Below are 24,583 nucleotides of genomic sequence, written 5' to 3' on the forward strand. Positions count from 1 at the left end.
TCTGCCGACCGGGTCGTTCCGCAGGCTCCACTCCTGCCGACCGTCTGCCCCCTGGTTCGAGCGCCGGTTACCTAGCGCTCGATGATTGCGGTGACGCCCTGACCACCGGCCGCACAGATGGAGATCAGGCCACGGCCCGAGCCCTTCTCTGCGAGCATCTTGGCCAGCGACGCGACGATACGGCCACCGGTAGCTGCGAACGGGTGACCGGCAGCCAGCGACGATCCGTTGACGTTGAGCTTGCTCCGGTCGATCGACCCGAGCGCACCGTCCAGCCCGAGCCGCTCCTTGCAGTACTCGTCGCTCTCGAATGCCTGCAGCGTCGCGAGCACGACGGATGCGAACGCCTCGTGGATCTCGTAGTAGTCGAAGTCCTGCAGCGTAAGCCCGTTGCGAGCCAGAAGACGCGGAATGGCGTAAGTCGGGGCCATCAGCAGTCCGTCCTTGAACGAGCTGTTGCCGTGGATGTAGTCGACCGCAGCCGTCTCGGAGTCCACCAGATGCGCCAGAACCGGAAGGTTGCGCTCCGAGGCCCACTCGTCCGTCGACAACAGCGCCGCCGACGCGCCGTCGGTGAGAGGCGTCGAGTTGCCTGCCGTCATGGTGGCGTCGCCCAGCTTGTTGCCGAACACGGGCTTGAGCGTCGACAGCTTCTCGACGGTCGATCCCGGACGCAGGTTGTCGTCGCGGGTGAGACCGAGAAACGGCGTCACCAGGTCGTCGAAGAAGCCGCGGTCGTACGCGGCTGCCATGTTCTTGTGGCTCGCGGCGGCCAGCTCGTCCTGGTCCTCGCGGCGAACACCGAACTCCTTGGCCGTGATCGCGGCGTGCTCGCCCATCGACAGGCCGGTACGCGGCTCGCCGTTGCGCGGGATCTCGATGCCGAGCATGGACGGACGAACGTTGCCGAGCAGCTTGATGCGATCGGTGGTGGTCTTCGCGCGATTGAGAGACAGAAGGAATTCGCGGAGCTCGTCGTTGACGCCGATCGGTGCATCCGACGTGGTGTCCACGCCGCCACCGATGCCTGCATCGATACGTCCCGACGCGATGGCGTCGCCGACCGCGATGATCGACTGCAGCCCGGTGCCGCATGCCTGCTGGATGTCGAAAGCCGGGGTGTACGGGCTCAGCGCGCTACCGAGTACGACCTCGCGGGTCAGGTTGAAGTCACGCGAGTGCTTGAGGACAGCACCGGCAGCAACGAGACCGAGACGCTCGCCCTGCAGCCCGAACCGGCTGACCAGCCCGTCGATGGTGGCGGTGAGCATATCCTGGTTGGAAGCCAGAGCGTACTTCTTGTCGGAGCGCGCGAACGGGATGCGGTTGCCACCGACGATTGCGACCGGTCGTAGCTGCTTGCTTGTCACTTTTCGTCTCCAAACATCGTGGAAAAAGACCCTGGTGGAGAATCATCTTACTGACGAGTAAGTTGGTTGTCGACACCCGGTCGTGCGCTCCCTGCTTCACAGAAGGGAGGCGCCAAATCGAAAGGTAGGACAGTGGCAGCCACCAAGGGAGCCCCAGACCTCTACTCCACGTTCCTGGCGTCCGCGCCCGGAGCCTTCATCGCCAAGCAGGCAGGTCTGCCGCAGCCCGAGAAGCTGCGTCGCTACAAGGCAGGCGAGCCGCCTCTCGCCGGCCCCGTGCTCATCGGCGGACAGGGCCGACTCGTCGAGCCGCTGCGCGAACTGCTGTCGGACTACCCGCAGGCCCAGGCACACGACGACAAGTACGGCGCCCTGGTCTTCGACGCCACCGGCATCGGCAACGTCTCCGAACTCGAGCAGCTGTTCCAGTTCTTCCAGCCCGTCATCCGCAACCTCGCACCCTCGGCGCGCGTCGTCGTCATCGGCACGACGCCGGAAGAGACCGCGAGCGTCGACGAGCACGTCGCCCAGCGCGCACTCGAAGGATTCACCCGCAGCGTCGGCAAAGAGGTCAAGCGCGGCGCGACGGCTCAGCTCGTCTACATCTCGCCCAAGGCATCGACCGGACTCTCCGGCCTCGAATCCACACTCCGCTTCCTTCTGTCCGCGAAGTCCGCATTCGTCGACGGCCAGGTCATCGCCGTCGGCGACGCAGACTCCGAGGCACCCGCTTCCTGGGACAAGCCTCTCGCCGGCAAGGTAGCCGTCGTCACCGGCGCTGCCCGCGGCATCGGCGCCACCATCGCCGAGGTCCTCGCCCGCGACGGCGCAACCGTCATCGCAGCCGACATCCCCGCTGCCGGTGAAGCACTGTCCGAGACCGCGAACAAGGTCGGCGGCACTTCCCTCGCCCTCGACGTGACGGCACCCGACGCCGGCGAGGTCCTCTCCAAGCATCTGCTCGAACGCCACGGCGGCGCGGACATCATCGTCCACAACGCAGGCATCACCCGCGACAAGACGCTCGCCAACATGGACGACAGCCGCTGGAACTCCGTCATCGGCGTCAACCTGGCTGCACCGCAGCGCATCACCGACCAGCTCGTGGCATCGGGAGCACTCAAGGAAGGCGGACGCGTCGTCGACGTCTCCTCCATCGCCGGTATCGCCGGCAACCGCGGCCAGACCAACTACGGCACGTCCAAGGCAGGCGTCATCGGCCTCGTACACGCATCGGCACCGGTTCTCGCGAAGAAGAACATCACCATCAACGCCGTCGCCCCCGGATTCATCGAGACCGCGATGACGGCAGCGATTCCGTTCGCGACACGCGAGGCAGGCCGACGCATGAGCTCGCTGCTGCAGGGCGGCCAGACCGTCGACGTCGCAGAGCTGGTGTCCTACTTCGCCTCCCCCGCGTCCAACGCCGTCACCGGACAGATCGTCCGAGTCTGCGGCCAGAGCCTCCTCGGCGCATGAGCGTCGTCCAGCTCACGGAGCAGCCGAAGACGTCGGAGATCTACACTTCCGCTGCGCTCGGAGCCCTGCCGTTCCTCGGATCGAAGTCCACCACGGCGCCGTCGACGGTGTACGAGCTCCGCGGACTTCGCGTCGACCCCGACAACCTGGCCGCATACTGCCGGGCCACCGGACTGCGGTTCGGCGACACTCTGCCGGTGACATATCCGTTCACGCTCGTCTTCCCGACGGTCATGAAACTGATGGTGTCCAAGGCATTTCCGTTCGCCGCCATCGGATCGGTCCACGCCGAGAACGTCATCGAGCAGTACCGGGCAATCTCCTCCTCGGAGCCCCTGGATGTACGTGTGCACGCGGAGAACCTGCGTGAACACCGCAAGGGCTTGTTGATCGACGTGATCAGCGAAGTCAGCGTCGGACGCGAGCTCGTCTGGAAGCAGACCTCGAGCTTCCTGAGCCTGCAGAAGACCTCACTGTCCGGTGGACCTCGCGAAGCACCGCCCGCCGACGAGGTCCCGCCGCCCCCGACACGCACACTGCGAGTGGATCAGAAGACGATCAGCAGGTACGCATCGGTCTCCGGGGACCGCAACCCGATCCACGTGTCGTCGTTGGGCGCCAAGGCCTTCGGCTTCCCGCGGACCATTGCACACGGAATGTGGAGTGCAGCAGCAGTACTGCAGGTCATCGAAGGTCGCATCCCCGACAAAGTGACCTACAACGTCCGCTTCGGCAAGCCCATAGTCCTGCCCGCAACGGTCAACCTCTACGCCGAATCCGTCGGCGCCGGCTGGGACCTGTCACTCAAGAACCCGAAAAAGGGTTATCCCCACCTCACCGCAACCCTGCGATAGGTGCAGTTTCACCCCCTTCCGGGACCGAACGTGCCGTTCGGTCACTTCAAGTGACCGAACGGCACGTTCGCTCCGAAAGCAGGGCCGGCCCGCTCCCACAACGAGGGGTACGCCGGCTACTGCGTCGGAGCGGTTTTCTTGCCCGCCAGACCGCGCCAGGCGAGGTTTTCCAGCAGGTCCGCGGCGGCGTCGACTTCGATTTCTCCGCCGGCGACGCGGTCGGCGACGGCTTCGCCTGCACCGACGAGGGCCACTGCCATGAGGGGGAAGTTCTGGTCCGGATCCGGTTCCTTGGTGCTCATCTCGAGGAGACGGGCGGTCAGTTCGATCAGTCGGTCCCTGCTGCTCTGGACCTGTGAGGCGAAGGCTGTCTGGCCTATTGCCTGCCGGTACAGCACCATCCAGGACTTACGGTTCTCGCCGACGAAGCCGAGGAAGCCGAGAAGTGCGCGTCGGAGCTGTTCACGTGGGGTGAGGGTGGGGTCTGCCGCGGGCGTCAGTGCCTCGACGAATTTGACGCCTTCACGGTTGATGCACGCCGCGAAGAGCTCGTCCTTGGAGCCGTAGTACAGATAGAGCATGGGTTTGGAGATCGCCGCTTTCTTGGCGATCGCGTCCATGGAGGTCTCGTGAAAACCGTTGTCGGAGAACACGTCGACTGCCGCGTCGAGCATCTGCTGCTCACGTACGGCGCGCGGCAATCGCTTGGTGCCACCAGCCATGAGTCCTCCAAACCGATATCGAACTCATGACCTTACTCCACGGTAAGGAGGCCTGCGTCACTACTGCGCCCGCCGGATGCATGCCGCGGCGCCGAAGAAATCCGCACGCACCCGGAAAGTTCTAGCAGACACCCTTGAAGCGAGCCACCGTCGCCGCGGACTCGTCGACCTGCGCTGCATCGAGGCGACCTGTCGCCACGGCGTCCTCGAGGTTGTCGAGCACCTGCGGAACGTCGTCGGTGGTGAGCCACAGAGCGACATCCGCGCCTGCAACGAGAGCTGCCTCGACAGCCGCGACGATGCCCAGCCGATCGGTGATGGCCGCCATCCCGCTGAGGTCGTCGGTGAAGATCGGTCCGGTGAAGGGCGCCGCACCGTACCCGACTCCGTCGCGCAGCAGCGACATCGCCGCCGGGCTGATGCTGGCAGGCTCACCCGGCTCGGTCAGGCCCGGTACATCGAGGTGTCCCACCATCACGCCGACACCGCCGGCGGACAGTTGCGCGAACGGGATCAGATCCGACTGGATCAGGTCCTCCAACGGCGGCGTCGTCACCGCACCGGTGTGCGAATCGCCGGATGCAGAACCATGTCCGGGGAAGTGCTTGATGACGGGCTGAACACCGGCGTCGCGCAAGCCCTGCGCGTAGGCACCGGCGTAGGCGACGACCTGAATGGGGTCGGCGGAGTACGAACGGTCGCCGATCACCGAATCGTTCGGTTGACTGCTGACGTCGACGACGGGCGCGTAGTCGACGGTGATCCCGAGGTCCCGCAGGCCGCGGCCGCGTTCGAGCGCCATCCGATACGTGGCGTCCACGGACATCGTCAAAGCCGTCCGACGCGCCGACGGGTCCTCGCCCAGCAGATCCGCGACGCGGGACACACGCCCGCCTTCTTCGTCGATGGTGACCATCGGAGGGACCGCTGCCGCGGCGTCGATCTGCGGAACCTCGCGGTTCGCGAGCGTCGACGAGTCCGTCCAGCTTCCGATGAAGATTCCGCCGACCTGTTCACGAGCCATGATGTCGACGGCATCGGCAGTCCCGGTCACGCCGACGGTCAGCAACTGGGCCAATCGCTGCCGCTCGCTGAGTGTCTCGACGAAAGCCTCGCAGGAGTTCACCGGAGCGTCGGGGGTGGGGGGAAGCGTCGTCGTGGTGGTCGTGGACGGCGGCAACGCAGACTCCGTGGCCACCTGAACCGAGTCACCGGACGAACACGAGGCCGTGAACCCGACCCCGATCACCACTGCAGCGACCGCGACGGGCGATCGGAATTTCCTCATGCCCCCGACCGTAGCGGAGTGGTCCCACACCGCTGTACGCGCGCAGTAACCTAAGGACAAAAGCGACACGAGGAGGGACTACGAGATGTCCGCAGACCTGATTCTCATTGCCTACGACGGCTCCGACAACGCCAAACGCGCCATCGAGTACGCCGGCCGATTCCTGACGACGACACGCGCGATCGTCGTCACCGCGTGGGAGCCGATGGTGCGCCAGGCAGCACGGATGTCCGGGCTGTCCGGCGTCATGCAGCCCGAATGGGTTCCCGACGACGAGGCCGAGGATGTGGCGCTCACCGACGCGAAGGTGACCAACGACGAGGGCGTTCGCCTCGCCCAGCAGGCCGGCCTTCAGGTCGAGGGCCACTGCGCGGAGTGCACGACGGCCATCTGGAGTGCCATCGTGGAGAAGGCCGACGATCTCGACGTGGACATCATCGTCACCGGCACTCGCGGCACGACGGGGTTGCGTTCACTTCTCCAGAGCTCGGTCGCGGACCATGTGCTTCGCCACAGTCACCGGCCTGTTCTGATCGTGCCGCCTGGAAAGTAGCCGCGCGTGCGCTCCGGCTACCGGGCCTGCGGGTGATAGCGTGAGCCGCGCACGCGTGCCAGTCGACGAAAGTGGAGAACCGAGATGAAGTTCGCTGTCCCGGGAGTTGTTGCTGCGGTAGTCGGCGCTGTGCTCGGTGCCGGGGTGGTATTCGGAGTCACTGCTGCGGCGGCCGACAACACGCGTCCCGAGATCGATCGCTCCGGCAATGCTGATTCGTCCCTGCTGAACCAGGTTGAGTACGGCAGCCGCTGACGCACCTGCTTCGATCTCTTCCGAACCACTCGGTCGTAGGTGGTTGCTCGGCGTCTCCACTCTGGCGTTTCTCCTCGCTTTCCTGCAGGTTCCGGGCTACACCGTTGCCGACACCAAGTACGACCTGACGCAGAATCCCCTCGGCTTCCTCGCGCGCGCCTCCCATCAGTGGACGTCGCAAGCTCCCCTCGGCCAGGTGCAGAACCAGGCGTACGGCTACTTCTTTCCGCACGGCGCGTTCTTCGCGCTCGGTGACATCGCGTCGATTCCCCCGTGGATCACCCAGCGCATCTGGTGGGCGCTACTGCTGACAGCCGGGTTCTGGGGCATCGTTCGCCTCGCCGAAGCTCTGGGAATCGGCAGCCGCAGCTCGCGGATCATCGCCGCCGTCGCGTTCGCGCTGTCTCCCCGAGTCATCACGACGCTCGCATCGATCTCGTCGGAATCCATGCCGATGATGCTGGCGCCCTGGGTACTGATTCCCATCGTCCGGGCGTTCCGCAGCAGCACCTCCACCCGCACTCTCGCCGCGCAATCGGCGGTGGCCGTGGCGTTGATGGGCGCCGTCAACGCTGTCGCGACGGCAGCCGCGTGCCTCGTCGGCGTCGTCTGGATTCTCTGCCACAGACCCAACCGACTGTGGATCGTCTTCGGTGCGTGGTGGGCCGGCTTCCTGGCCCTCGCGACCCTGTGGTGGATCGTTCCGCTTCTTCTGCTCGGCGCGGTCAGCCCACCGTTCCTGGACTACATCGAATCCTCGGGGACGACGACCCAGTGGGCCTCGTTGATCGAGATCCTCCGCGGGACGAGCAGCTGGACACCGTTCGTCTCGCCCGAGCGCGTCGCCGGAGCAGTGCTGGTCACGCAGCCGGCCGCCGTCGTCGCGACGGGAGTCGTCGCCGCAGCAGGTGTCGTCGGTCTCGCGATGCGATCGATGCCCGCCCGTGGCCGCCTGACCGTCATGCTGTTCGTCGGAATCCTCGGTCTCACAGCCGGATACGTCGGCGGACTCGGCTCGCCGATCGCCGACACCGTCCGCGTGTTCCTCGATTCGGGCGGCGCGCCGCTCCGCAACGTCCACAAACTCGAGCCGCTCGTCCGAATCCCTCTGGTACTCGGACTCGCTCACCTTCTCGCCCGAGTCCCGCTTCCCGGTGCCGCACCGACGCGCACCTGGCGAGCAGCCATCGCACACCCGGAGAAGGACAAGATGGTCGCCGTCGCCGGGCTCGTGCTCGTCGCGCTGACGTTCTCCACCTCCCTCGCATGGACCGGCAAACTCGCACCCCGAGGGGCATACCAGTCCATCCCGCAGTACTGGCACGACGCCGCGGACTGGCTCACCGCTCACGCGTCGGGCAGCTCACCCGACGGCTCCGATGCCGAGCGCGCGCTCGTTGTTCCCGGCGCGCCCTTCGCGATTCAGACGTGGGGACTGACTCGCGACGAACCACTCCAAGCCCTCGCGACGACGCCGTGGGCCGTCCGCGACTCGGTACCACTGACCCCGCCCGGTGCGATCCGGGCCCTCGACTCCGTCCAACGACTGATCGCCGACGGCCGATCCTCGGTCGGCTTGGCCGACACCCTCGTCGGGCAGGGCATTCACTACGTGGTCGTCCGCAACGATCTCGATCCCGAGACGTCGCGTTCCGCACGCCCCGTCCAGGTCCACGCCGCACTCGACGGCTCCCCCGGCCTCGAGAAAGTCGCGGAGTTCGGCGAGGACATCGCACCGGGAACAGTCGACGGCATCACGGTCGACGGTGACATGCGGCCGCCGTATCCGGCTGTCGAGATCTATTCGGTGAAGCTGCAGGAGCCAAGCTCGAAGGAATCTGAAGTTTCGGGGCCCTACACCGTCGATCTGAACCGTGTCCCGTTCGTTCAAGGTGGCCCGGAATCCGTTCAGCGACTGAACGAACAGCGGCGATCCGGTGTCCCCGACCCGGTGCCCGCAGGCCCCGTCATCCTCGCGTCCGACGCCACCACCGCGGGCCTGGACGTCGATTCGGTCACTGTCACCGATACTCCGATGAACAGGGAGACGGATTTCGGGCAGGTCGACAACCACAATTCGGCGCTGAGAACCGCCGACGATCCTCGTCGCTCGTTGAACGAAGTCGCGGACTATCCCGTCGTGGGCGCGGACACCGTCGACGGCGAATGGGAGGGCGCGAGCATCACCGCCTCGAGTTCCGCATCGGATTCCACTCAGATCGGTGGCACCAAACCGGGAAGCGGGGTCGCGGCGGTCGTCGACGGCGATCTTGCGACGAGCTGGGTCAGCAACGGCATCGAAAGCGCTGTGGGACAGTGGCTTCAACTCGATTTCGACGAGCCGATCTCCGGCGGGCTCCTGCATCTGCGTACCAGCCCGGGGACCATCGGTGACCCGGTGAAGTGGCTCGAGATCACCACTCCGGGTGGCAGTACCGCGGCGCGGGTCGACACTGCGGGTGAGCCCATGACCGTCTCACTCCCCGGCGGATCGACACCGTGGGTGCGCATCACGGCGAAATCGACCGTGGACGGCACTCGGGGAAGTCAATTCGGAATCAGCGAACTGTCGGTGGAGGACTACTCGGACCGCGACAACCCGCAGCCCGTGTCGATCGTGCACCGTGCGGTGCTGCCGGGCGTCACGCCCGGAGCGGACGTCACGTCGTGGGACCTCGGCCAGGAGTTCCCCGGACGACCGGCCTGCCTGGACACCGAGGACCGAATCCGATGCAGCAGTGGACTGTCCGCGGCACCCGAGGAGCTCGGCAGGTTCTCGCGCACCCTGTCGGTGCCGACCGGAACCGCAGTGCTGCCGGAACTGACCCTGCGCACCCGACAGAGCCCCGAGCTGGAAGCGCTGCTGGCACAACCGGGACGACCCGTGGCAACGGGCGCATCCGACGTCGGCGACCTCCAAGGATCCGCCTTCGCGGCCACCGACGGCGACGACCGAACATCCTGGACCGCGCCCGAGAAGAGCATCGAGCAGCGAGCCGGAACGCAGCCGACACTGACGATCGACCTGCCCGCGCCGACGCTGGTGGACGGCCTCACCGTGACCCCGAGCCTCGGCGACCTGCCCGCTCACCCGACGACCGTCGCCGTGAATCTCGGTGGCGGACCGCAGGTTCGCGAGGTGGATCCCGACGGGCCGACGACCATCGATCTCGCGCCACAGGTGACGGATCGGATCGTGCTCTCCATCGTCGACTGGGACGATCGGCTGGACAAGAACTCCCTCGGCTTCGTCCTCCCGCAACCGCCCGGTCTCGCCGACGTCGCCGTGCTGTCGGGGGGCCGCGACATCGGCGCCGCTCCCGACGCAGCCGATGACCGCACGATCACCGTCGCCTGCGACGTCGGGCCGATCATGTCCATTGCGGGCCAGACCATCCGGGCGTCGGTGACGGCGACGGCGCGGCAATTCCTGTCGGGCGAACCACTGCAGGCGACCATCTGCGAGGGCCCCTTCCCCGTTCCGAACGAGACGCTCAACCCGATACCCCTGCCGGAAGGCAGACAGGACGTCGTCGTCGACCCAGGTGCAGCCTTCGTCGTCGACGGAGTGCGACTCCGCACGATGCCCGTCCCCGCCGTCAGCGCAACCAGCTCGTCTCCCCGAACCGCGGAGACGACAGCGTGGGACGCCGACCACCGAGAAGTGACCATTCGTGAATCGGACGTCGATCAACTGTTGGTGGTACCGGAAAGCAGCAATACCGGCTGGCACGCCACCGCAGCATCCTCAGGCTCCAGTCCCGCCCAACCCGGTCATTCCGCAGGCTCCACTCCCGCTTCAGAACTGCAGGCTGTCACCGTCAACGGCTGGCAGCAAGGCTGGATCGTGCCGGCCGGGACGTCGGGAACGGTGACGCTCGAGTACCCGTCGGACAAGTGGTACCGACTCGGAATCTTCGGCGGATTGTTCCTGCTGATCCCGTTGGCGTTCTTCGCTCTTCGTCGAAGTCGCGTAACCCAGGACCCGGCACCACGGCCCTGGCGCAGCGCGGTGCTCGGGTGGTTCGGACTGACCGCGGCCGTCGCCGTGATCTCCGGGCCGGCCGGAGTTGCCGTCGTCGCCGCAGTCGCGGCCGTGGCAGTGGCCGTGGGCCGACGCTTCGGTCGATCGGCGGAAGCCAGGGCGGCGGTGTGGGTCGCCGGGGTCGGAACGCTGCTCGCGACGGCGTTGCTGTCGAAGGGTCCGTGGCGATCTCCCGACGGCTACATCGGCCACTCGTCGCTGATCCAGCTTGCCGCGTTGGTGGCACTCGTCGCCGTGGCAGTGAGTGCTCTGCGGGCTCGCCGATAACCGGCGGTCACGTCACCGGCGGCGAAACCACACCCGAATCGGTTCTTCGATCAGCGCGTAGCTCGCGGCGGCGACGGGAATCGACAATGCGACGGTCACGACCAGAACCAGCAGGAAGTGTCCGCTGAAGGGGATGATCCCGAACACGGGGAAGACCATCGCCAGGATCACCAGATGCCAGATGAAGATGCCGTAGGACCAGCGTCCCAGAGCAAGGGTGACCGGGTGCTCGAGGATGCGTCGGGGTCCGTCGGCCAGAACGAGAGGCGCCAACAACGAGAACGCGAGGACTGCACCGAGCACGATCTTGACCTCGAACTGCCACGGCTCGGGACGCACCAGCCCTTCCGGCCCGGCGAGCGGGGTCGCCGACAGGCCGAACGCCACCAGTGCGATCGCGGCCATCAGTACTCGGTGGCTCGCCAGACGGTGCAACCACGTCGGGGGGCGGGTCGTGTACTCGGCCAGGAGCATTCCGGCCGCGAACCACGGGAAGTATCCAGGCAACCAATTGTCGTGGTGGATCGCCTCGGGTGTGGACACTGGTACGAACGCCCAGCACAGACTGATCGCGGCCACAGCTGCGACGACGGGAATGCGGAACCGTGCTCGATCGCCTCGTAGGGCAGCCAACGCCAGGCCGAGGAACGGCAAGACCAGATAGAAGGCGACCTCGACCGACAGAGACCACATCTGAGTCATGCCCTCGGTGAGAGTCAGAGGCACGAACACCTGCGTCAAGGACAGGTTGGCGGCCCACACCCGCCAGCTGCTTCCCGTGTTGGGCAGGAACAGCAGAACCAGCGTCACCACGACCCAGTACGCCGGAAGGATGCGCACGGCGCGCGACCACAGATAGCGGCCGATCGGCTGAGCACGACCCAACCCGCGCGCCTGCGCCGCGTGCGGACGCCACAGCAGAAACCCGGACAACGCGAAGAACAGCGCGACAGCCAGGTCGAACCTGCCCCAGATTCGGCCCATGACGGGAGAATTCGCGGCGCCTGTCTGAAAGGCCACGTGGGTGACGATGATGCCGATCGACGCGAACGCGCGCATTCCCTCGAGCGACGGGATGAATCCGCGCAGCGGTGCGACGGATTTCGGCAGCGATTCGGTGGACGTAGTCATGACGCGACCAGTCAAGCACCCCGCGTCGTCCGCTTGTGAAAGTCCACGGTCGTCGGGCGTGCCCGCGACCGTACGACGTGATGACTGTTACTGTCACCAGCGACGTGGCGATACCAATCGGACACTCCAGGAACGGGCGTTTCCTACCCTGACCTGTCGGGGGTGGAAGCAGCGGCGCGCCAAGGAAATAAGACTAAGGAGATTCTCACATGGCGGAGCGCTCAGGGCCGAGCCGGATTCTTGCCCTCGTACTCGTCGGATTGGGCGCATTCCTGCTGGTAGCAGCGATTCTGATCCCGACGTACACCGTGCCCCGCCTGGAGAAGACACCGCTGGATCTCGAGGTCACGACGGTATCGACCGGCACCGGAAGCGTTCTCAACGCTGCATCACTGGCCGCGGGCCGCGCTCAGGTGGACGAGAACGTGAACCTCGTGTCGCAGCGCTTCGTCACCACCGAGGAGCCGTCGAACGCCGACGACATCACCGTGCAGGCCGGGCAGACGCTGCGCCGCACCGACAAGCAGGGCGACACCGGGCTGCTCACCGCCAGCGTCGACCGTGTGACGCTCGATCGTGTGTCGTCCGAGCCCGTCGAGAACCCCATCGGCACCATCCAGGTCCAGGGCGACAAGCCGGCCGAGGAAGTTCCGCACACCGGCCTGCAGTACAAGTTCCCGTTCAACGCGGAGCAGAAGGCGTACCCGTTCTTCGACATCAACGCCCGCGCGTCGCAGGACATCGACTTCGTCGAAGAGACCGAGATCAACGGCACGCCCGTCTACAAGTACGAGCAGACCGTCGGCCCCGTCGATCTGTCCGGCGTCGTCAACCTCCCGACCAACAAGGTCACCCTCCCCGCCGAGACGTGGGGCGTCGAGGGCGGCGAAGCCCCCGTCACCATGACCCGCTGGTACGAGAACACGCGGACGGTGTGGGTGGAGCCCAAGACCGGTGTCATCGTCGACGGTGAAGAGCAGATCCACCAGTACTACTCGCGGACTGCGGGCCAGCCCGAGGTAGACGTGCTCAATGCGCCGATCAAGTTCGACGAGAACACCGTCGAATACCAGATCCAGCGCGCCAAGGACGGCCAGGACCAGCTGTCGACGTTCGGACGTACCGTGCCGATCATCGCCGGAATCCTCGGCGTCATCGCGTTGATCGCAGGTATCGTGCTCGGACTCCGCGGCGGCAACGGCCCGCGTCGTCCCGTGCGTACCGGCGGACCGCAGCAGAGCGGAGGCGGCGGCGCAGCACCGGCAGCTCCGCAGAACCGCGACTGGACGACCGATCAGACCGAGGTCATTCCGAGGACCAACCTCTCCAAGGAGTAGCAACTCCACGAACAACAACGGCGCGGCCCATTCGGGTCGCGCCGTTGGTCGTTCTCAGGCCGAGGGTGGCCGGCCCCAGGTGCACACGGACCGATGCGGCAGGGCCGGATGTGCCGTCCGAGGCGGATTCGAGTGCACTCATGAACGCAGGGCGGCCACGCACACCGCGAGTGCGGTTGCCGCGGCCACGGACACTGCGACCACGACGAACTGCAGCACCGTGGACGCGCACAGCGTCAACAGGACGACTTCGGCGGCCAGTCCGAGCCACGCCAGGATCGCAAGCGTCGTGCGTTCCCCCGCAATAGCCCACAGCAACGCGCTCTGGAGCACCGCGAGACAGGCGCCCTGCAACGCGAAGATCCACAGGTATCCCTGCACGGCTGCGTAGTCCTCGCCCACGATCAGCGGGATCAGCCCCGCGGCGACGGCCGCCCCGAGGATCAGAACCGCACCGATTCCGGCGACGACGGACAGTGCCGATCGCAGCGCCGACGCCGAGTGCGCAGGGTTGGCCATACGCGGATACAGCACTACCCCCACTGCCTGCGGCAGCCAGAACGCTGCCTTCGTGGCGACGGCGCCGAGGGCGTAGATGCCTGCGTCGGCTTCGGCCAGCAGTGCGCGCGCGAGGAGCAGATCCACCGACGACAGCAGAATCAGCACCAATTGAACCTGCGACGCCCCCAGCACGGTGGCGACGCCGATGCGCACGTCACCGGTGTGCGGACCACCGGGCCCGGGTGGCTCTCGGTTGGCCAGCCGTGCGCCGAGGGCGACCAGTCCTGTGCCGGCGGCACTGACTGCGAGCACTGTGCCGGGACCCGCGCCGAGGAACAGCGCGACGACCGCGGGAACGACCTTGCCGAAGCCCGCGGATGCCAGCACGATGCTCAATCGGCCGAACCGCGCGGTGCCCTGCAGTAGCCCTTGTTCGGTCGCGAGCAGCACGAGTAGTGGGGCGACGACCAGCGCCGACGTCGTCGCCAGAACACTCGTGTTCATCGCCACCGCCACTATCGGTGCCGCCAGCACCGACAGAACGGCGACGACGCCGGCGCAGCGGTATCCGAGGCTTCGGAGCTTGCCGGTGCTTCGTCCGCGCACCACTTCCCTGGCCACGACCGACTGCAACGCGAGCGCCGGAACTGCGAGCACCAACTGGGCGGCGAGCAGACTCGCGAACTCGCCGTACTTCGCTACACCCAGCAGGCGGCTCGCCGGAAGATGCAGGAGATACGAGGCGATGTTGGCCGTCATCGATCCGATGGTCACCATCGTCATTCCGGCGACCATCGCTCTGCCTGCGGACCCGGAGGCGGAGACAGGGCGAGTCGGCATGCGCCCACGGTATAGGGTGCCGGACATGGCGTCGGGTGGTCGGTGGGCTGCGCGCCGGTCCCGGTGGGCGCCTCCGCTCTACAGCGTCGCCCTCGCGTCCGTGGTGCTCGGCCCACTGTTCGGCAACGGCTATCTACTTCTGCGCGACGCCGTCAGCACGCCCAGGTCCTACTTCACCGACTCGGCTCTCGGGGTCGGCGACGCCGCCGCCCGGGCGGTCCCGCAGGACGCGGTGGTGGCCGCCCTGTCCACGGTGGTCGACGGCGGACTCGTCGTGAAAGCTGCTCTGCTGCTCGCGCTGTGGCTCGCCGGCTGGGGTGCCGCGCAGATGTCGCGGACCGTGCTGCCTTCGGCACCGCTGCCTGCACTGCTGGTGGCGTCGACGGTCGCGATCTGGAATCCCTACGTCGCCGAGCGTCTGCTGCAGGGGCATTGGAGTCTTCTGATCGGGTACGCGGCGTTGCCGTGGACGGTCGTCGCTGCGCTCGATCTCAGGCGGACGGGCCGGTGGGGGTGGCTCGCGGTCTGTCTGGCCGTCGCGGGCCTGACGCCGACGGGTGCGCTGCTCGCCGCGTCATGTGCGTGGTTATGCGCGTCCAGGCAAACATTTCCGCTCACAGCGGGATTGACCTTGCTGGCGTCGGCGCCCTGGCTCGTGGCGACGGCGGTGTCGGGCTCGGGGGCCACCGGTACCGACCCCGCCGGCGTCGCCGCGTTCGCAGCCCGCGCCGAGCCCGGACTCGGGACGGTCGGTTCCCTCGCGGGACTCGGCGGCATCTGGAACGCCGATGCCGTTCCCGTCACGCGAACATCAGCGTTCGCGGTCCTGGGCACCGCCTTGCTGCTCGCGATCGTCGCGCTCGGCATCGGACCCCTGTGGCGACGCCGACGCAACCCCGTCGTGACCGCTCTGGCCGTGCTGGCCGTCCTCGCGATCGCTGGGCCTGCCCTCGCCGCGACGGCTCCCGGGATTCGCGTCGGCGAATGGGCTGCCGCCGAGGTGCCCGGCGCCGGTCTGCTGCGCGACGCCCAGAAGTGGGTTGCGCTCGCCGTGCCCTTCTACGTTCTCGCCGCGGCGGCAGGTGTCACGTGGGCTGCCGCGAAACTCGGGAACCGCTGGCTTCCCGGAGTCGCAGCGGCGTTGGCCGTGGTGATCGCGTTGCCGGACCTCGCCTGGGGAGTCGGAGGCCAGGTGAAACCCGCCGAATATCCGGCGTCGTGGTCGGTGGTCGCCGACGAGTTGGCCGGGGAGGACGGAGACGTCGCCGTGCTGCCCGCAGGTATGTTCCGCCGGTTCCCGTACAGCGGCGACGCCGCTGTTCTCGACCCTGCGCCTCGCATGCTGCCGCTGGACGTACTGCAGACCGGGGAGCTCCTCGTCGCAGGCGGGTCGGTCCGCGGAGAAGGCAGCAGGGCGGAGGCCGTCGAACAGGTTCTTCTGGACGGCGGTACTCCCGAGGACGTGGCCGGGCTCGGAGTCGGGTGGGTGCTCGTCGAACGGACGACGCCCGGGCAGCTGGGCAACTCGGCCGCGGCGCTGCGGCAGCTGACGGTGGAGTACGAGGACGACGAGCTCGCGCTGTACCGGGTGCCGGGCGAGATCCGCATCGAACCGACGGACGACCTGGCGGTCGTCGCCGCCCACCTCGTGTGGCTGGTGCTACTGGTGGGCGGCTTCGGCTGGGCGGTCCGCACCCGGAAGGCCGGCGGACACGAGACCTGACACGTGCGAGCCGCGCATCGAGGCCGCGAGAACACTCTGCACACCGCGAGCGGTCTGCCTCCACGAGAATTCGAGCGCGCGGACCCTGGCCTTCTCACCCAGATCGGCACGCATGTCGTCGTCGAGCAGTAGCTCGGCGAGAGCGTCCGTCAGCGCGGTGACATCACGATCGGCGCCGTCCGAGCCGACCAGCACACCGGTGACACCGTCGATGATGGAGTCGGTGAGGCCCTTGGAGCTGCGGTATCCGACGGTCGGCACTGCGTGCTGGGCCGCCTCGACCACTGCGAGTCCCCAGCCTTCCTTCCTCGACGGCATGACGTGCACCCACGACTGTCCGAGGAGTTGGTGTTTGCGAACCTCGTCGACGTGGCCGTGGAACGTCACCGCGCTCGCGATGCCGAGTTGCTCGACCCGCTCACGCAGGTTCTCCTCCCACCAACCGCCTCCGATGATGTCCAAGTGCAGTCCGGGGACTCGGAACCTCAGAGCGGCCACCGCAGCCAGTGCGTCCTCGATCTGCTTGTGCGGAACGAGCCGCGACAGCACCGACAGCGACGGGTACGGAGTTCTGGTGTCCACCGGCGTTCCTGCGGGAATCTCGTCCGCGCCGTTGCGCACGACGGCAACTCGCTCGCGATCGACACCGAGGGCAACCAGCTCGTCGGCCGACGGCAAGGACACCGTCAGGTACTGGTTACGACGGTGAATCCGCGGAGAGACCGTGCTTTCGAGCCACCATCCGAGCTTGGCCATGAGGGGTCCGGCGACGGGCCACTGCTCACGGTGACAGTGGTGCACCAGCAACGTCACCGGTGCTCCGGACACGATCCGGGAGAAGAAGGGAATGCCGTTCTGGGTGTCGACGACGGCGTCGGGAGCTATTCCGCGAAGCGAACCGAACCCGAGGCGCCCCGCGACGATCGACGCGAGTGCCCGCGGATACACACTCAACCGTCCACCGGCGCGACTGATGCGGATTCCGTCGACGATCTCCTCGGCGGGCGCGCCCGGATACGACGCCGTCCGCAGCGTCACCTTCACTCCCTGGGCAGCCAGCCCGGCCCCGACCTGCTCGAGATACCGCTCGCTGCCGCCGCCCTGGGGGTGCCCGGTGTCGCGCCAGCAGAGCAGCAGCACCTCGCGCACGCCCGTACCCCCTTCGCGGCCGACACCATCACCGAAACTTCCGGACAGCTGACTCTTCCGGACAGCTGACTCTTCCGGACAGCTGAAACTTCTGGACAGCTGAACTTCTGGACAGCTGAAACTTCTGGACACCCTAGCCGTTCGTGTGGCCCAGCGGTCGCTCGACATGGACTCTCGCCTAGTGTTCTTCCTCGTGCGTAGGGACCGGGTCACTCGACTGTTCGCGAAACGCGCCACCCTCAGCAGGTCGGTCGGGCTGCTCCGGGACTTCGGGCACGAGCAGACCGCGCCCGACATCTTCTACGGCGCGCTCGCCCGTGACTCCGTCGAATTGATCGGCGACCTCTACCGGGGCATGACCGGCGACTCTCTCGAGAACCGTGTCGTACTCGACGTCGGCGGGGGGCCCGGTTACTTCGCGGAGGGCTTCGAACGCAGCGGAGCTCGGTACTTCCCCGTCGAACCCGACGCATCCGAACTGCACGCTGCAGGCCTGACCGTCCACGGCAGCGTCCGGGGCTCGGGAATGGCGCTGCCATTTCTCACCGACAGCGTCGACATCTGCTTTTCCTCGAACGTCGCCGAGCACGTCCGCGAGCCCTGGGTCATGGCCGAGGAAATGCTCCGCGTCACCCGACCCGGCGGATTGACGGTCCTGTCCTACACACTGTGGCTCAGCCCGTTCGGTGGGCACGAAACACGGCCGTGGCACTACGTCGGCGGCGAATACGCGGCCCGGCGATACCTGCGTACACACGGACACGAGCCGAAGAACAGATTCGGCGAATCCCTGTTCGACATCGGAGCAGGCGACGGATTACGTTGGGCTCGAAACACTTCCAGCGGAACCCTCCTCGCGGCATTCCCCCGATACCACCCCCGATGGGCATGGTGGATCATGAGGGTTCCCGGCCTCCGCGAACTCCTCGCCAGCAACCTCGTCCTCGTCTTCCGCGCCACCTGACGCGAGTGCGGCGCTCACCCGGCTCATTCCGCAGGCTCCACTCGCGGCGCTCACCCGGCTCATTCCGCAGGCTCCACTCGCGCCGGTACGTTGGAACGATGACAGCGCTGGCACTGGATATCGGGGGAACCAAGATCACCGCAGCCGTCGTCGGCGAAGACGGAAGGCCGGGGGAACCGCTGACCGTGCCGACCCCGCAGTCGGACGTATGGCAAGCCTGCGAGGAACTGCTGGACGCGGTGTCCGTCGGCTCGGACGTCGACGCGATCGGGATAGCGTGCGCCGGCCCGGTCGACACCGTCGCAGGCACGGTCGCGCCGATCAACATCCCGGAATGGAAGGACGGCTTCGCCCTCACCGACGCCGTACGGACGCGGTTCGACAGCGCATCGGTCACGCTGGCGATGGACGGTGGGTGCGCTGCGCTCGGCGAACACCGCTTCGGGGCTGCTGTCGGCGTCGACGACGTACTGAGCCTCGTCGTGTCGACCGGGATCGGCGGCGGATTGGTGCTGGGAGGCCGCATCGTGCACGGGCGTAGCGGAAACGCAGGCCACATCGGACACATCGTCGTACCCGGATCGGCGACGCCCTGTACGTGCGGCGGCCTCGGCTGCGTGGAGACGGTGTCCAGCGGGCCGTCGGCGGTCCGGTGGGCCCAGGAACAGGGATGGACCGGCAGCACCGGCGCCGACCTCGCACAGTCCGCGAGCGACGGGGACATCGTCGCCATCACCACTCTTCAGCGTGCCGGTGTCGCGCTGGGTCAGGCGATCGCGTCGGCGGCAGCCTTGGTCGACGTGAACCTTGTTGTGGTCGGCGGCGGTTTCGCTCAAGCGGGCCCACCGCTGTGGGATCCCATCCAGGAGTCCGCCGCCCTGCACGCCAAGCTCAAGTTTCTCGACGGCCTCGAGATCGTGCCGGCGAAGCTCGGAGCCGTCGGGACCCTGACGGGCGCAGCGGTGTTGGCGTCCGGTGGCTGAATCGGCTCAGCGGCCGGGAACCTGACACCCTGTTTACGAGGCTGGCACCCCTGTTCGCATCGGAACAGGGGTGCCAGGTCTACGAAAAGGGTGCTAGCTACGACACTCAGGCACCCAAGCGCTGCTTGAGCGCGTCGAACTCGTCCTTGATGCCGGTGGGGAGCTTCTCGCCGACGAAGCCGAACCACTCCTCGATCAACGGGATCTCGGCCTTCCACTCGTCGACGTTCACCGCGAGTGCCTCGGCGACGTCCTGGGTGGTGGTGTCGAGCCCGGAGATGTCGAGGGCCTCGGCCGTGGGAACGACACCGATAGGAGTCTCGACGCCGGCGGCCTTGTGCTCGATGCGCTCCACGATCCACTTCAGGACGCGGGAGTTCTCACCGAATCCGGGCCACAGGAAGCGCTTGTCGTCGCCACGACGGAACCAGTTGACGTAGAACACCTTCGGCAGCTTGGAGTCGTCGGCGTTCTTGCCGAGGTCGATCCAGTGCTGGAAGTAATCGCCCACGTTGTAGCCGAGGAACGGAAGCATGGCCATCGGGTCGCGACGGATGGTGCCGACAGTGCCTTCGGCGGCGGCCGTCTGCTCCGAGCCGACGGTGGCGCCCATGAAGACACCGTGCTGCCAGTCGCGAGCCTCGGTGACCAGCGGAACCGTCGTCTTGCGGCGCCCACCGAAGAGGATCGCGGAGATCGGGACACCCTTCGGGTCGTCCCACTCGTCGGCCATCGACGGGCACTGAGCCATGGGTACGCAGTAACGCGAGTTCGGGTGCGCGGCAAGCGAATCCGAATCCGGCGTCCAGTCGTTGCCCTTCCAGTCGATCAGGTGATCCGGCCGGTTCTCCAGGCCTTCCCACCACACGTCACCGTCGTCGGTGAGGCCGACGTTGGTGAAGACGGAGTTGCCCTGGTCGATGGTCTTCATCGCGTTGGGGTTGGAGTCCCAGTTGGTTCCCGGTGCAACACCGAAGAAACCGAACTCCGGGTTGACGGCGTAGAGGCGGCCGTCCTCACCGAAGCGCATCCACGCGATGTCGTCGCCGATGGTTTCGGCGCGCCACCCCGGAATGGTGGGCTGAATCATCGCGAGGTTGGTCTTGCCACAGGCCGACGGGAATGCCGCGGCGATGTAGTAGGCCTTGTCCTCCGGCGAGATGAGCTTGAGGATCAGCATGTGCTCGGCGAGCCAGCCCTCGTCGTGCGCCATCGCCGATGCGATACGCAGCGAGTAGCACTTCTTGCCGAGAAGGGCGTTGCCGCCGTAACCCGAACCGAAGCTCCAGATCTCACGATCCTCGGGGAAGTGAGTGATGTACTTGGTGTCGTTGCACGGCCACGGAACGTCGTCCTGGCCGTCGGCGAGCGGAGCGCCGAGCGAATGCAGAGCCTTGACGAAGAAGCCGTCGGTGCCGAGCTTCTCCAGGACAGCGGCACCCATACGGGTCATGACACGCATGGAGACGACGACGTACTCCGAGTCGGTGATCTCGACGCCCAGCTTGGGGTCGTCGGCGCCGAGCGGTCCCATGCAGAACGGAACGACGTACATGGTGCGGCCGCGCATGGAGCCGCGGTACAGGTCGGTCATCAGAGAACGCATCTCCGACGGGTCCATCCAGTTGTTCGTCGGGCCTGCGTCGATCTCGCGCTCGGAACAGATGTAGGTGCGTGACTCGACGCGGGCAACGTCCGACGGGTCCGAGTTGCCGAGGAACGAGTTGGGCTTCTTCTCGTCGTTGAGACGCGTGAAGGTACCGGCGTTCACCAGCTGGGTGGTCAGACGCTCCCACTCCTCGTCGGATCCGTCAGCAAAGACCACACGATCCGGCTCGGTGAGTTCCGCTACCTGCTGCACCCACGCAAGGAGTTCCTTGTGCTGGGTGGGAGGCGCGGCGTCAGTGCCGTTCAAACCGGGAATGGTCGCTGAGGTCATCTAACTCTCCTGGGGTGAGCCGGAACCAGATTCTGGTGTCTGCTCGCGCACAGGGCAGTTCGGCGAGGCAGACGCAGATCCGATCTTCCCCTCTCGGTGGGGAGCTGCCCGATCGCACGATCTGCGTATACCGCATCATAGCGGCAACGTCAAACCGAGGACACGGGCGCCGGGTGTCCTGGTTTCAGGTTAACGCCGTGAGTTGCCAATCCGGAATCAGGCTGTTGTCCGATTGGTCACAAGACCGATTCAGCTACTCCTACGTGCGCATTCGAGGCCCCCCAGCAGCCGAATCTCCTTGTAAGGACATTAAAAACAATGCGAGTTTCCTACTCGAAGGCGTCCCCCGAGGACGTCTGTTCCCACCTCGCCGTGCCGTCGTCGGCACGAGAAATCTCCCAGGATTGGTAACGGCCGCCACTCTGGATGGAAGTGAACGTGTCCATCACACCGTCCCCGTCACGATCCCTGGCGACGGTCATTCCCGCCTCGGTGTGGCTGACCCTGGTCTCCTCGTACCCGTCGTCGTCGAGATCGAACAACTCGATCGAGCCGACACCGGACGGACCGGAGACCGGATCGTGCGCCGGGTCGACGGCATCGCCGTCACCGCTGCCGTCGAACAACTCGTTCCACTCCACGCGTATCTCTCCGATCTCCGCGGACACAGCCTCTACTGGTTCAGACGCATCGGCGGCGTCTCCGGTTCCTCGCGTCCACCGGCGGCGAACCTCAGGGCGCCGCGGTCCAGCGCCGCGAGGTCTCGGTCGCACGCAGCGAGCACGGATGCGCGGTTCTCCGACACCACCCGCAGCTCCGCTTCGACTCTCTCGAGCTCTGTGTCCGCAGCCCGCGCAGCTGCGCGGGAGGTCTCGCGGGCGGCGGCCGAGTACGCGGATTCGGCGGTCAGGATTCGGGCCAGGACGCGCTGCTCCAGCGTCGACCTCGCCGCGGCCGACGCGTCGGCGACCCATGTTCTCAGGTGAGCCCGGTCCGCGACGAGCTTCCTCGACCCGACGAGCCACCACGCACAGAACGCGCCCAACAGCAGTGACAACGGAATCACAGCGATCTCCAGCGCCGGGACGACGGACAGCGGCGACACCACGAGCCGCGACAGCCCCACTCCCGCCGACGCACCGAGGACGATCATCATCTTGTCCTCGACCCCTCCGCGCCGAATCGACGGTTCGGGGTGCGCGAGTGGCGAACCGGTGACCGCAGGGAGCTCGACGGACAATTCCAGATCGATGTCGATCGCGCGGAGCCTGTCGGACAACCGCGCGTCGACCGTGGACGCGACCGCGTCGAGCCGTGCTGTCATCTCCGGCTGGAGGTGACGAAGCTCGGACCGGCCGGCAGTATCGATCGATTGTCGTGCGGACGAGGCGAATTCACGAACGGCCTCGGACACATCGTGCACCGATTCCGCGCGAGCGAGTTGCAGTCCGGTCCGCAGCGCGGCGGTCCGCTCTGCCCTGGTCCGATCGCGAACATCGGTCAACCGGGCTCGTTCGGCACGCAGCGCGGCGGTGTTCGACGCGCTCGTGACCGCTCTGGCCTTGTCCACGATCCGCTGCCGCGCCCCGGCCGCGGCATGCCGAACGGCCGCGTCGTACTTGCGTCGTCGGAGAACCTCGGTGTGCTGCGTTGCGGCGCTCTCCACGAAATCGAGGACGTCCCTGATTCCCGATTCCTCGACCATCGTCGTACGAGTCAGCGGATCCTGCACTGCCCGAGCCTTTTCGGCGAGCAGAGCGGACGTGGGCAGCACCGCGACGTCCACTGCTCGCGGAACGAATTCGGCGATGGACTCGGTGACCGAACGAACCACGTTCCTCCAGCCGCGATGTGCGTCGACCTTGTTGACGAGAACGCCGGTTGCCGTCGATTCGAGCACCGGCGCAAGAGCGGCGAGTGTTGTCCGGCCGATGGGCGCCGATGCGTCGACGACGAACAGGACCACCGCTGCCGACTCGACGTCCGGCGCCCGGTCGACCCCGTCCACGGACCACAGGTCCAGTTGCGCGTCGACGGCGGACACTCCGGCTCCGCTCGAACCGTGCACGAACACCCCTACGGGATCCGCGGCTCGGCCCGAGGCGATCTCGTCGACTCCTGCGGGGTACCACCGCTTGATCACGCCGTCCATGTCGCTCGGGAGGTCGATCACCGCGACAGCATCCTCAGGTACCCGCGGCCGACAGCGGTCGCTGCTCGCGCAACCGCTGGTTCGAGTGCGGTGTCGCGGCGTTCGCGCCAGGAGCGGACGGTGGCGAGGGTCGGGTTGGGGTGTTCGCTTTCGCCCAGGGTGTGCAGAGCCGCCCGCATGCCTGCGAACACGGCTTCGTCGGACGCCAGATACCGCTCGACCTCCATCGACTCCTGGTGCCGGGCCGCGAGTTGGTTCAGCCGAAGCAACAACCGACCCTGTCGTGCGGCGCGAACGTCGTCCACTGCTCGCCGGACGGCTTTCGCGACGGCGTCGACTCCACTCTTCTCCGCAAGCAGCAACCGAACGGTGACGTCGTCCATCCCGGGAGACTCCGTCAGAGCCCGTGCAGCAATGCCGACTCCCGCCACCTCGACACTGCGGACGAGTTCGGCCCGCGATTGCTTCGACATGGGAATGCCGGCTCGAAGGAACCGCTCGGGAGTCAGCAGCATCTCCGGCGTCACCGACGCGGCCGACTCTCGCAGCGGGTCGAACGTCGACGGCCGGCCGTTCATGACACTGATCGCGATGGTTCCCATCAGCGGGTGGACAGTGCAACCCAGCTTGGTCGACACACCGTCGACGACGTCCTGAAGGCGGTCCACTGCGTCTGCCTTCGCGAGAACGGGGACCACGACGCCGCGTGTGCCTTGTGCCGCGTCGGCGTCGACGACCTGGGCGTCCCCTGCCACCACGTACACGACGACATCGCCGTCGAGCTCGGGATCCGGTACCCGCGGGACATCGATCGACGCCGTCTCCTCGATCGACGCCGCGATCGTGCGCAGCTCGTGATGGGCCGCCAGCACCGACCGAACCGTCGTCTTCCCGACGCCTGCGCGTCCGGTCACCTGGATGCGGATGTCCCGAAAGCACACATCCGCCTCGGCATCGACCTCCCGCCGCAGCACGGTTCCGCTCGGAGCGAGCGCTCGCACCCGACCCTCCGAGATCTCGCGATCCCCACC

The 24,583-nt window shown here is 66.9% G+C and carries 19 protein-coding genes; 9 read left to right on the forward strand and 10 right to left on the reverse strand.

Going from position 1 to position 24,583, the window contains the following annotated elements; all coding sequences use genetic code 11:
• Positions 1–71 precede the first annotated feature (71 nt).
• Positions 72–1,370, reverse strand: coding sequence for an acetyl-CoA C-acetyltransferase (locus tag CH289_RS06505; protein ID WP_020110485.1), 1,299 nt, complete (start codon positions 1,368–1,370; stop codon positions 72–74).
• 132 nt (positions 1,371–1,502) lie between these two features.
• Here CH289_RS06505 and CH289_RS06510 point away from each other — a divergent pair, with 132 nt between their 5' ends.
• Together CH289_RS06510 and CH289_RS06515 are read left to right on the forward strand one after the other, a co-directional pair.
• Positions 1,503–2,849, forward strand: coding sequence for a 3-oxoacyl-ACP reductase (locus tag CH289_RS06510; protein WP_019665574.1), 1,347 nt, complete (start codon positions 1,503–1,505; stop codon positions 2,847–2,849).
• Entirely contained in the window at positions 2,846–3,703 is an 858-nt protein-coding gene (locus CH289_RS06515) for a MaoC/PaaZ C-terminal domain-containing protein (protein WP_037158859.1), read from the forward strand. Before CH289_RS06510 ends, CH289_RS06515 begins: the two co-directional genes overlap by 4 nt.
• Before the next feature lie 116 nt (positions 3,704–3,819).
• Here CH289_RS06515 and CH289_RS06520 read toward each other — a convergent pair whose 3' ends face one another.
• On the reverse strand, positions 3,820–4,425 hold the full coding sequence (locus CH289_RS06520; protein WP_019665572.1) for a TetR/AcrR family transcriptional regulator: 606 nt from the start codon (positions 4,423–4,425) through the stop codon (positions 3,820–3,822).
• 121 nt (positions 4,426–4,546) lie between these two features.
• On the reverse strand, positions 4,547–5,713 hold the full coding sequence (locus CH289_RS06525; protein WP_094654872.1) for a glycoside hydrolase family 3 N-terminal domain-containing protein: 1,167 nt from the start codon (positions 5,711–5,713) through the stop codon (positions 4,547–4,549).
• Positions 5,714–5,798: 85 nt separating this feature from the next.
• Here CH289_RS06525 and CH289_RS06530 point away from each other — a divergent pair, with 85 nt between their 5' ends.
• From CH289_RS06530 to CH289_RS06540, 3 genes are all read left to right on the forward strand, one after another.
• Positions 5,799–6,266 (forward strand): universal stress protein, encoded by a 468-nt coding sequence (locus tag CH289_RS06530; RefSeq protein WP_019665570.1) that lies wholly within the window; start codon positions 5,799–5,801, stop codon positions 6,264–6,266.
• 84 nt (positions 6,267–6,350) lie between these two features.
• Positions 6,351–6,521 carry a DUF2613 domain-containing protein gene (locus CH289_RS06535; RefSeq protein WP_019665569.1) on the forward strand — a complete coding sequence of 57 codons (171 nt, stop codon included), beginning with the start codon at positions 6,351–6,353 and terminating at the stop codon, positions 6,519–6,521.
• Positions 6,502–10,833, forward strand: a complete 4,332-nt coding sequence (locus CH289_RS06540) for an alpha-(1->3)-arabinofuranosyltransferase (RefSeq protein ID WP_179276752.1) — start codon at positions 6,502–6,504, stop codon at positions 10,831–10,833. Before CH289_RS06535 ends, CH289_RS06540 begins: the two co-directional genes overlap by 20 nt.
• Positions 10,834–10,845: 12 nt before the next feature.
• On the opposite strand, the gene CH289_RS06545 is transcribed toward CH289_RS06540, so the two are convergent.
• Entirely contained in the window at positions 10,846–11,964 is a 1,119-nt protein-coding gene (locus CH289_RS06545; RefSeq protein ID WP_094727598.1) for an acyltransferase family protein, read from the reverse strand.
• A gap of 209 nt (positions 11,965–12,173) precedes the next feature.
• Between CH289_RS06545 and CH289_RS06550 the strand changes: the two genes are divergently transcribed.
• The gene (locus tag CH289_RS06550) at positions 12,174–13,301 is read left to right on the forward strand and encodes a PorA family protein (RefSeq protein ID WP_094727599.1); all 1,128 of its coding nucleotides are present in this window, start codon (positions 12,174–12,176) and stop codon (positions 13,299–13,301) included.
• Positions 13,302–13,439: 138 nt separating this feature from the next.
• Here CH289_RS06550 and CH289_RS06555 read toward each other — a convergent pair whose 3' ends face one another.
• Positions 13,440–14,642 carry a polysaccharide biosynthesis protein gene (locus CH289_RS06555; RefSeq protein ID WP_256977061.1) on the reverse strand — a complete coding sequence of 401 codons (1,203 nt, stop codon included), beginning with the start codon at positions 14,640–14,642 and terminating at the stop codon, positions 13,440–13,442.
• A gap of 25 nt (positions 14,643–14,667) precedes the next feature.
• Between CH289_RS06555 and CH289_RS06560 the strand changes: the two genes are divergently transcribed.
• Complete coding sequence (locus CH289_RS06560) at positions 14,668–16,365, forward strand: hypothetical protein (protein WP_256977062.1); 1,698 nt, start codon at positions 14,668–14,670, stop codon at positions 16,363–16,365.
• Here the strand turns inward: CH289_RS06560 and CH289_RS06565 are convergent.
• Positions 16,303–17,514 carry a glycosyltransferase family 4 protein gene (locus CH289_RS06565; protein ID WP_020110478.1) on the reverse strand — a complete coding sequence of 404 codons (1,212 nt, stop codon included), beginning with the start codon at positions 17,512–17,514 and terminating at the stop codon, positions 16,303–16,305. The genes CH289_RS06560 and CH289_RS06565 overlap by 63 nt on opposite strands.
• A 166-nt stretch (positions 17,515–17,680) precedes the next feature.
• On the opposite strand from CH289_RS06565, the gene CH289_RS06570 reads away from it, so the two are divergent.
• A complete protein-coding gene (locus tag CH289_RS06570; protein WP_170947516.1) occupies positions 17,681–18,478 on the forward strand; it encodes a class I SAM-dependent methyltransferase in 798 nt (265 codons plus the stop codon).
• A 98-nt stretch (positions 18,479–18,576) separates the two neighbouring features.
• Positions 18,577–19,461 carry an ROK family protein gene (locus CH289_RS06575; RefSeq protein WP_020110476.1) on the forward strand — a complete coding sequence of 295 codons (885 nt, stop codon included), beginning with the start codon at positions 18,577–18,579 and terminating at the stop codon, positions 19,459–19,461.
• A 106-nt stretch (positions 19,462–19,567) separates the two neighbouring features.
• On the opposite strand, the gene CH289_RS06580 is transcribed toward CH289_RS06575, so the two are convergent.
• From CH289_RS06580 to CH289_RS06595, 4 genes are all read right to left on the reverse strand, one after another.
• On the reverse strand, positions 19,568–21,400 hold the full coding sequence (locus CH289_RS06580) for a phosphoenolpyruvate carboxykinase (GTP) (RefSeq protein ID WP_094727601.1): 1,833 nt from the start codon (positions 21,398–21,400) through the stop codon (positions 19,568–19,570).
• A gap of 329 nt (positions 21,401–21,729) precedes the next feature.
• The gene (locus tag CH289_RS06585; protein ID WP_019665559.1) at positions 21,730–22,068 is read right to left on the reverse strand and encodes a DUF6802 family protein; all 339 of its coding nucleotides are present in this window, start codon (positions 22,066–22,068) and stop codon (positions 21,730–21,732) included.
• Between the two features lie 5 nt (positions 22,069–22,073).
• On the reverse strand, positions 22,074–23,573 hold the full coding sequence (locus CH289_RS06590) for a hypothetical protein (RefSeq protein WP_094727602.1): 1,500 nt from the start codon (positions 23,571–23,573) through the stop codon (positions 22,074–22,076).
• Positions 23,570–24,583: hypothetical protein (locus CH289_RS06595; RefSeq protein ID WP_218828455.1), on the reverse strand; the 1,014-nt coding region annotated here is incomplete at its 5' end. The genes CH289_RS06590 and CH289_RS06595, both read right to left, overlap by 4 nt.

The organism is Rhodococcus sp. RS1C4, from assembly GCF_002258225.1.
Taxonomy (GTDB): domain Bacteria; phylum Actinomycetota; class Actinomycetes; order Mycobacteriales; family Mycobacteriaceae; genus Rhodococcoides; species Rhodococcoides fascians_E.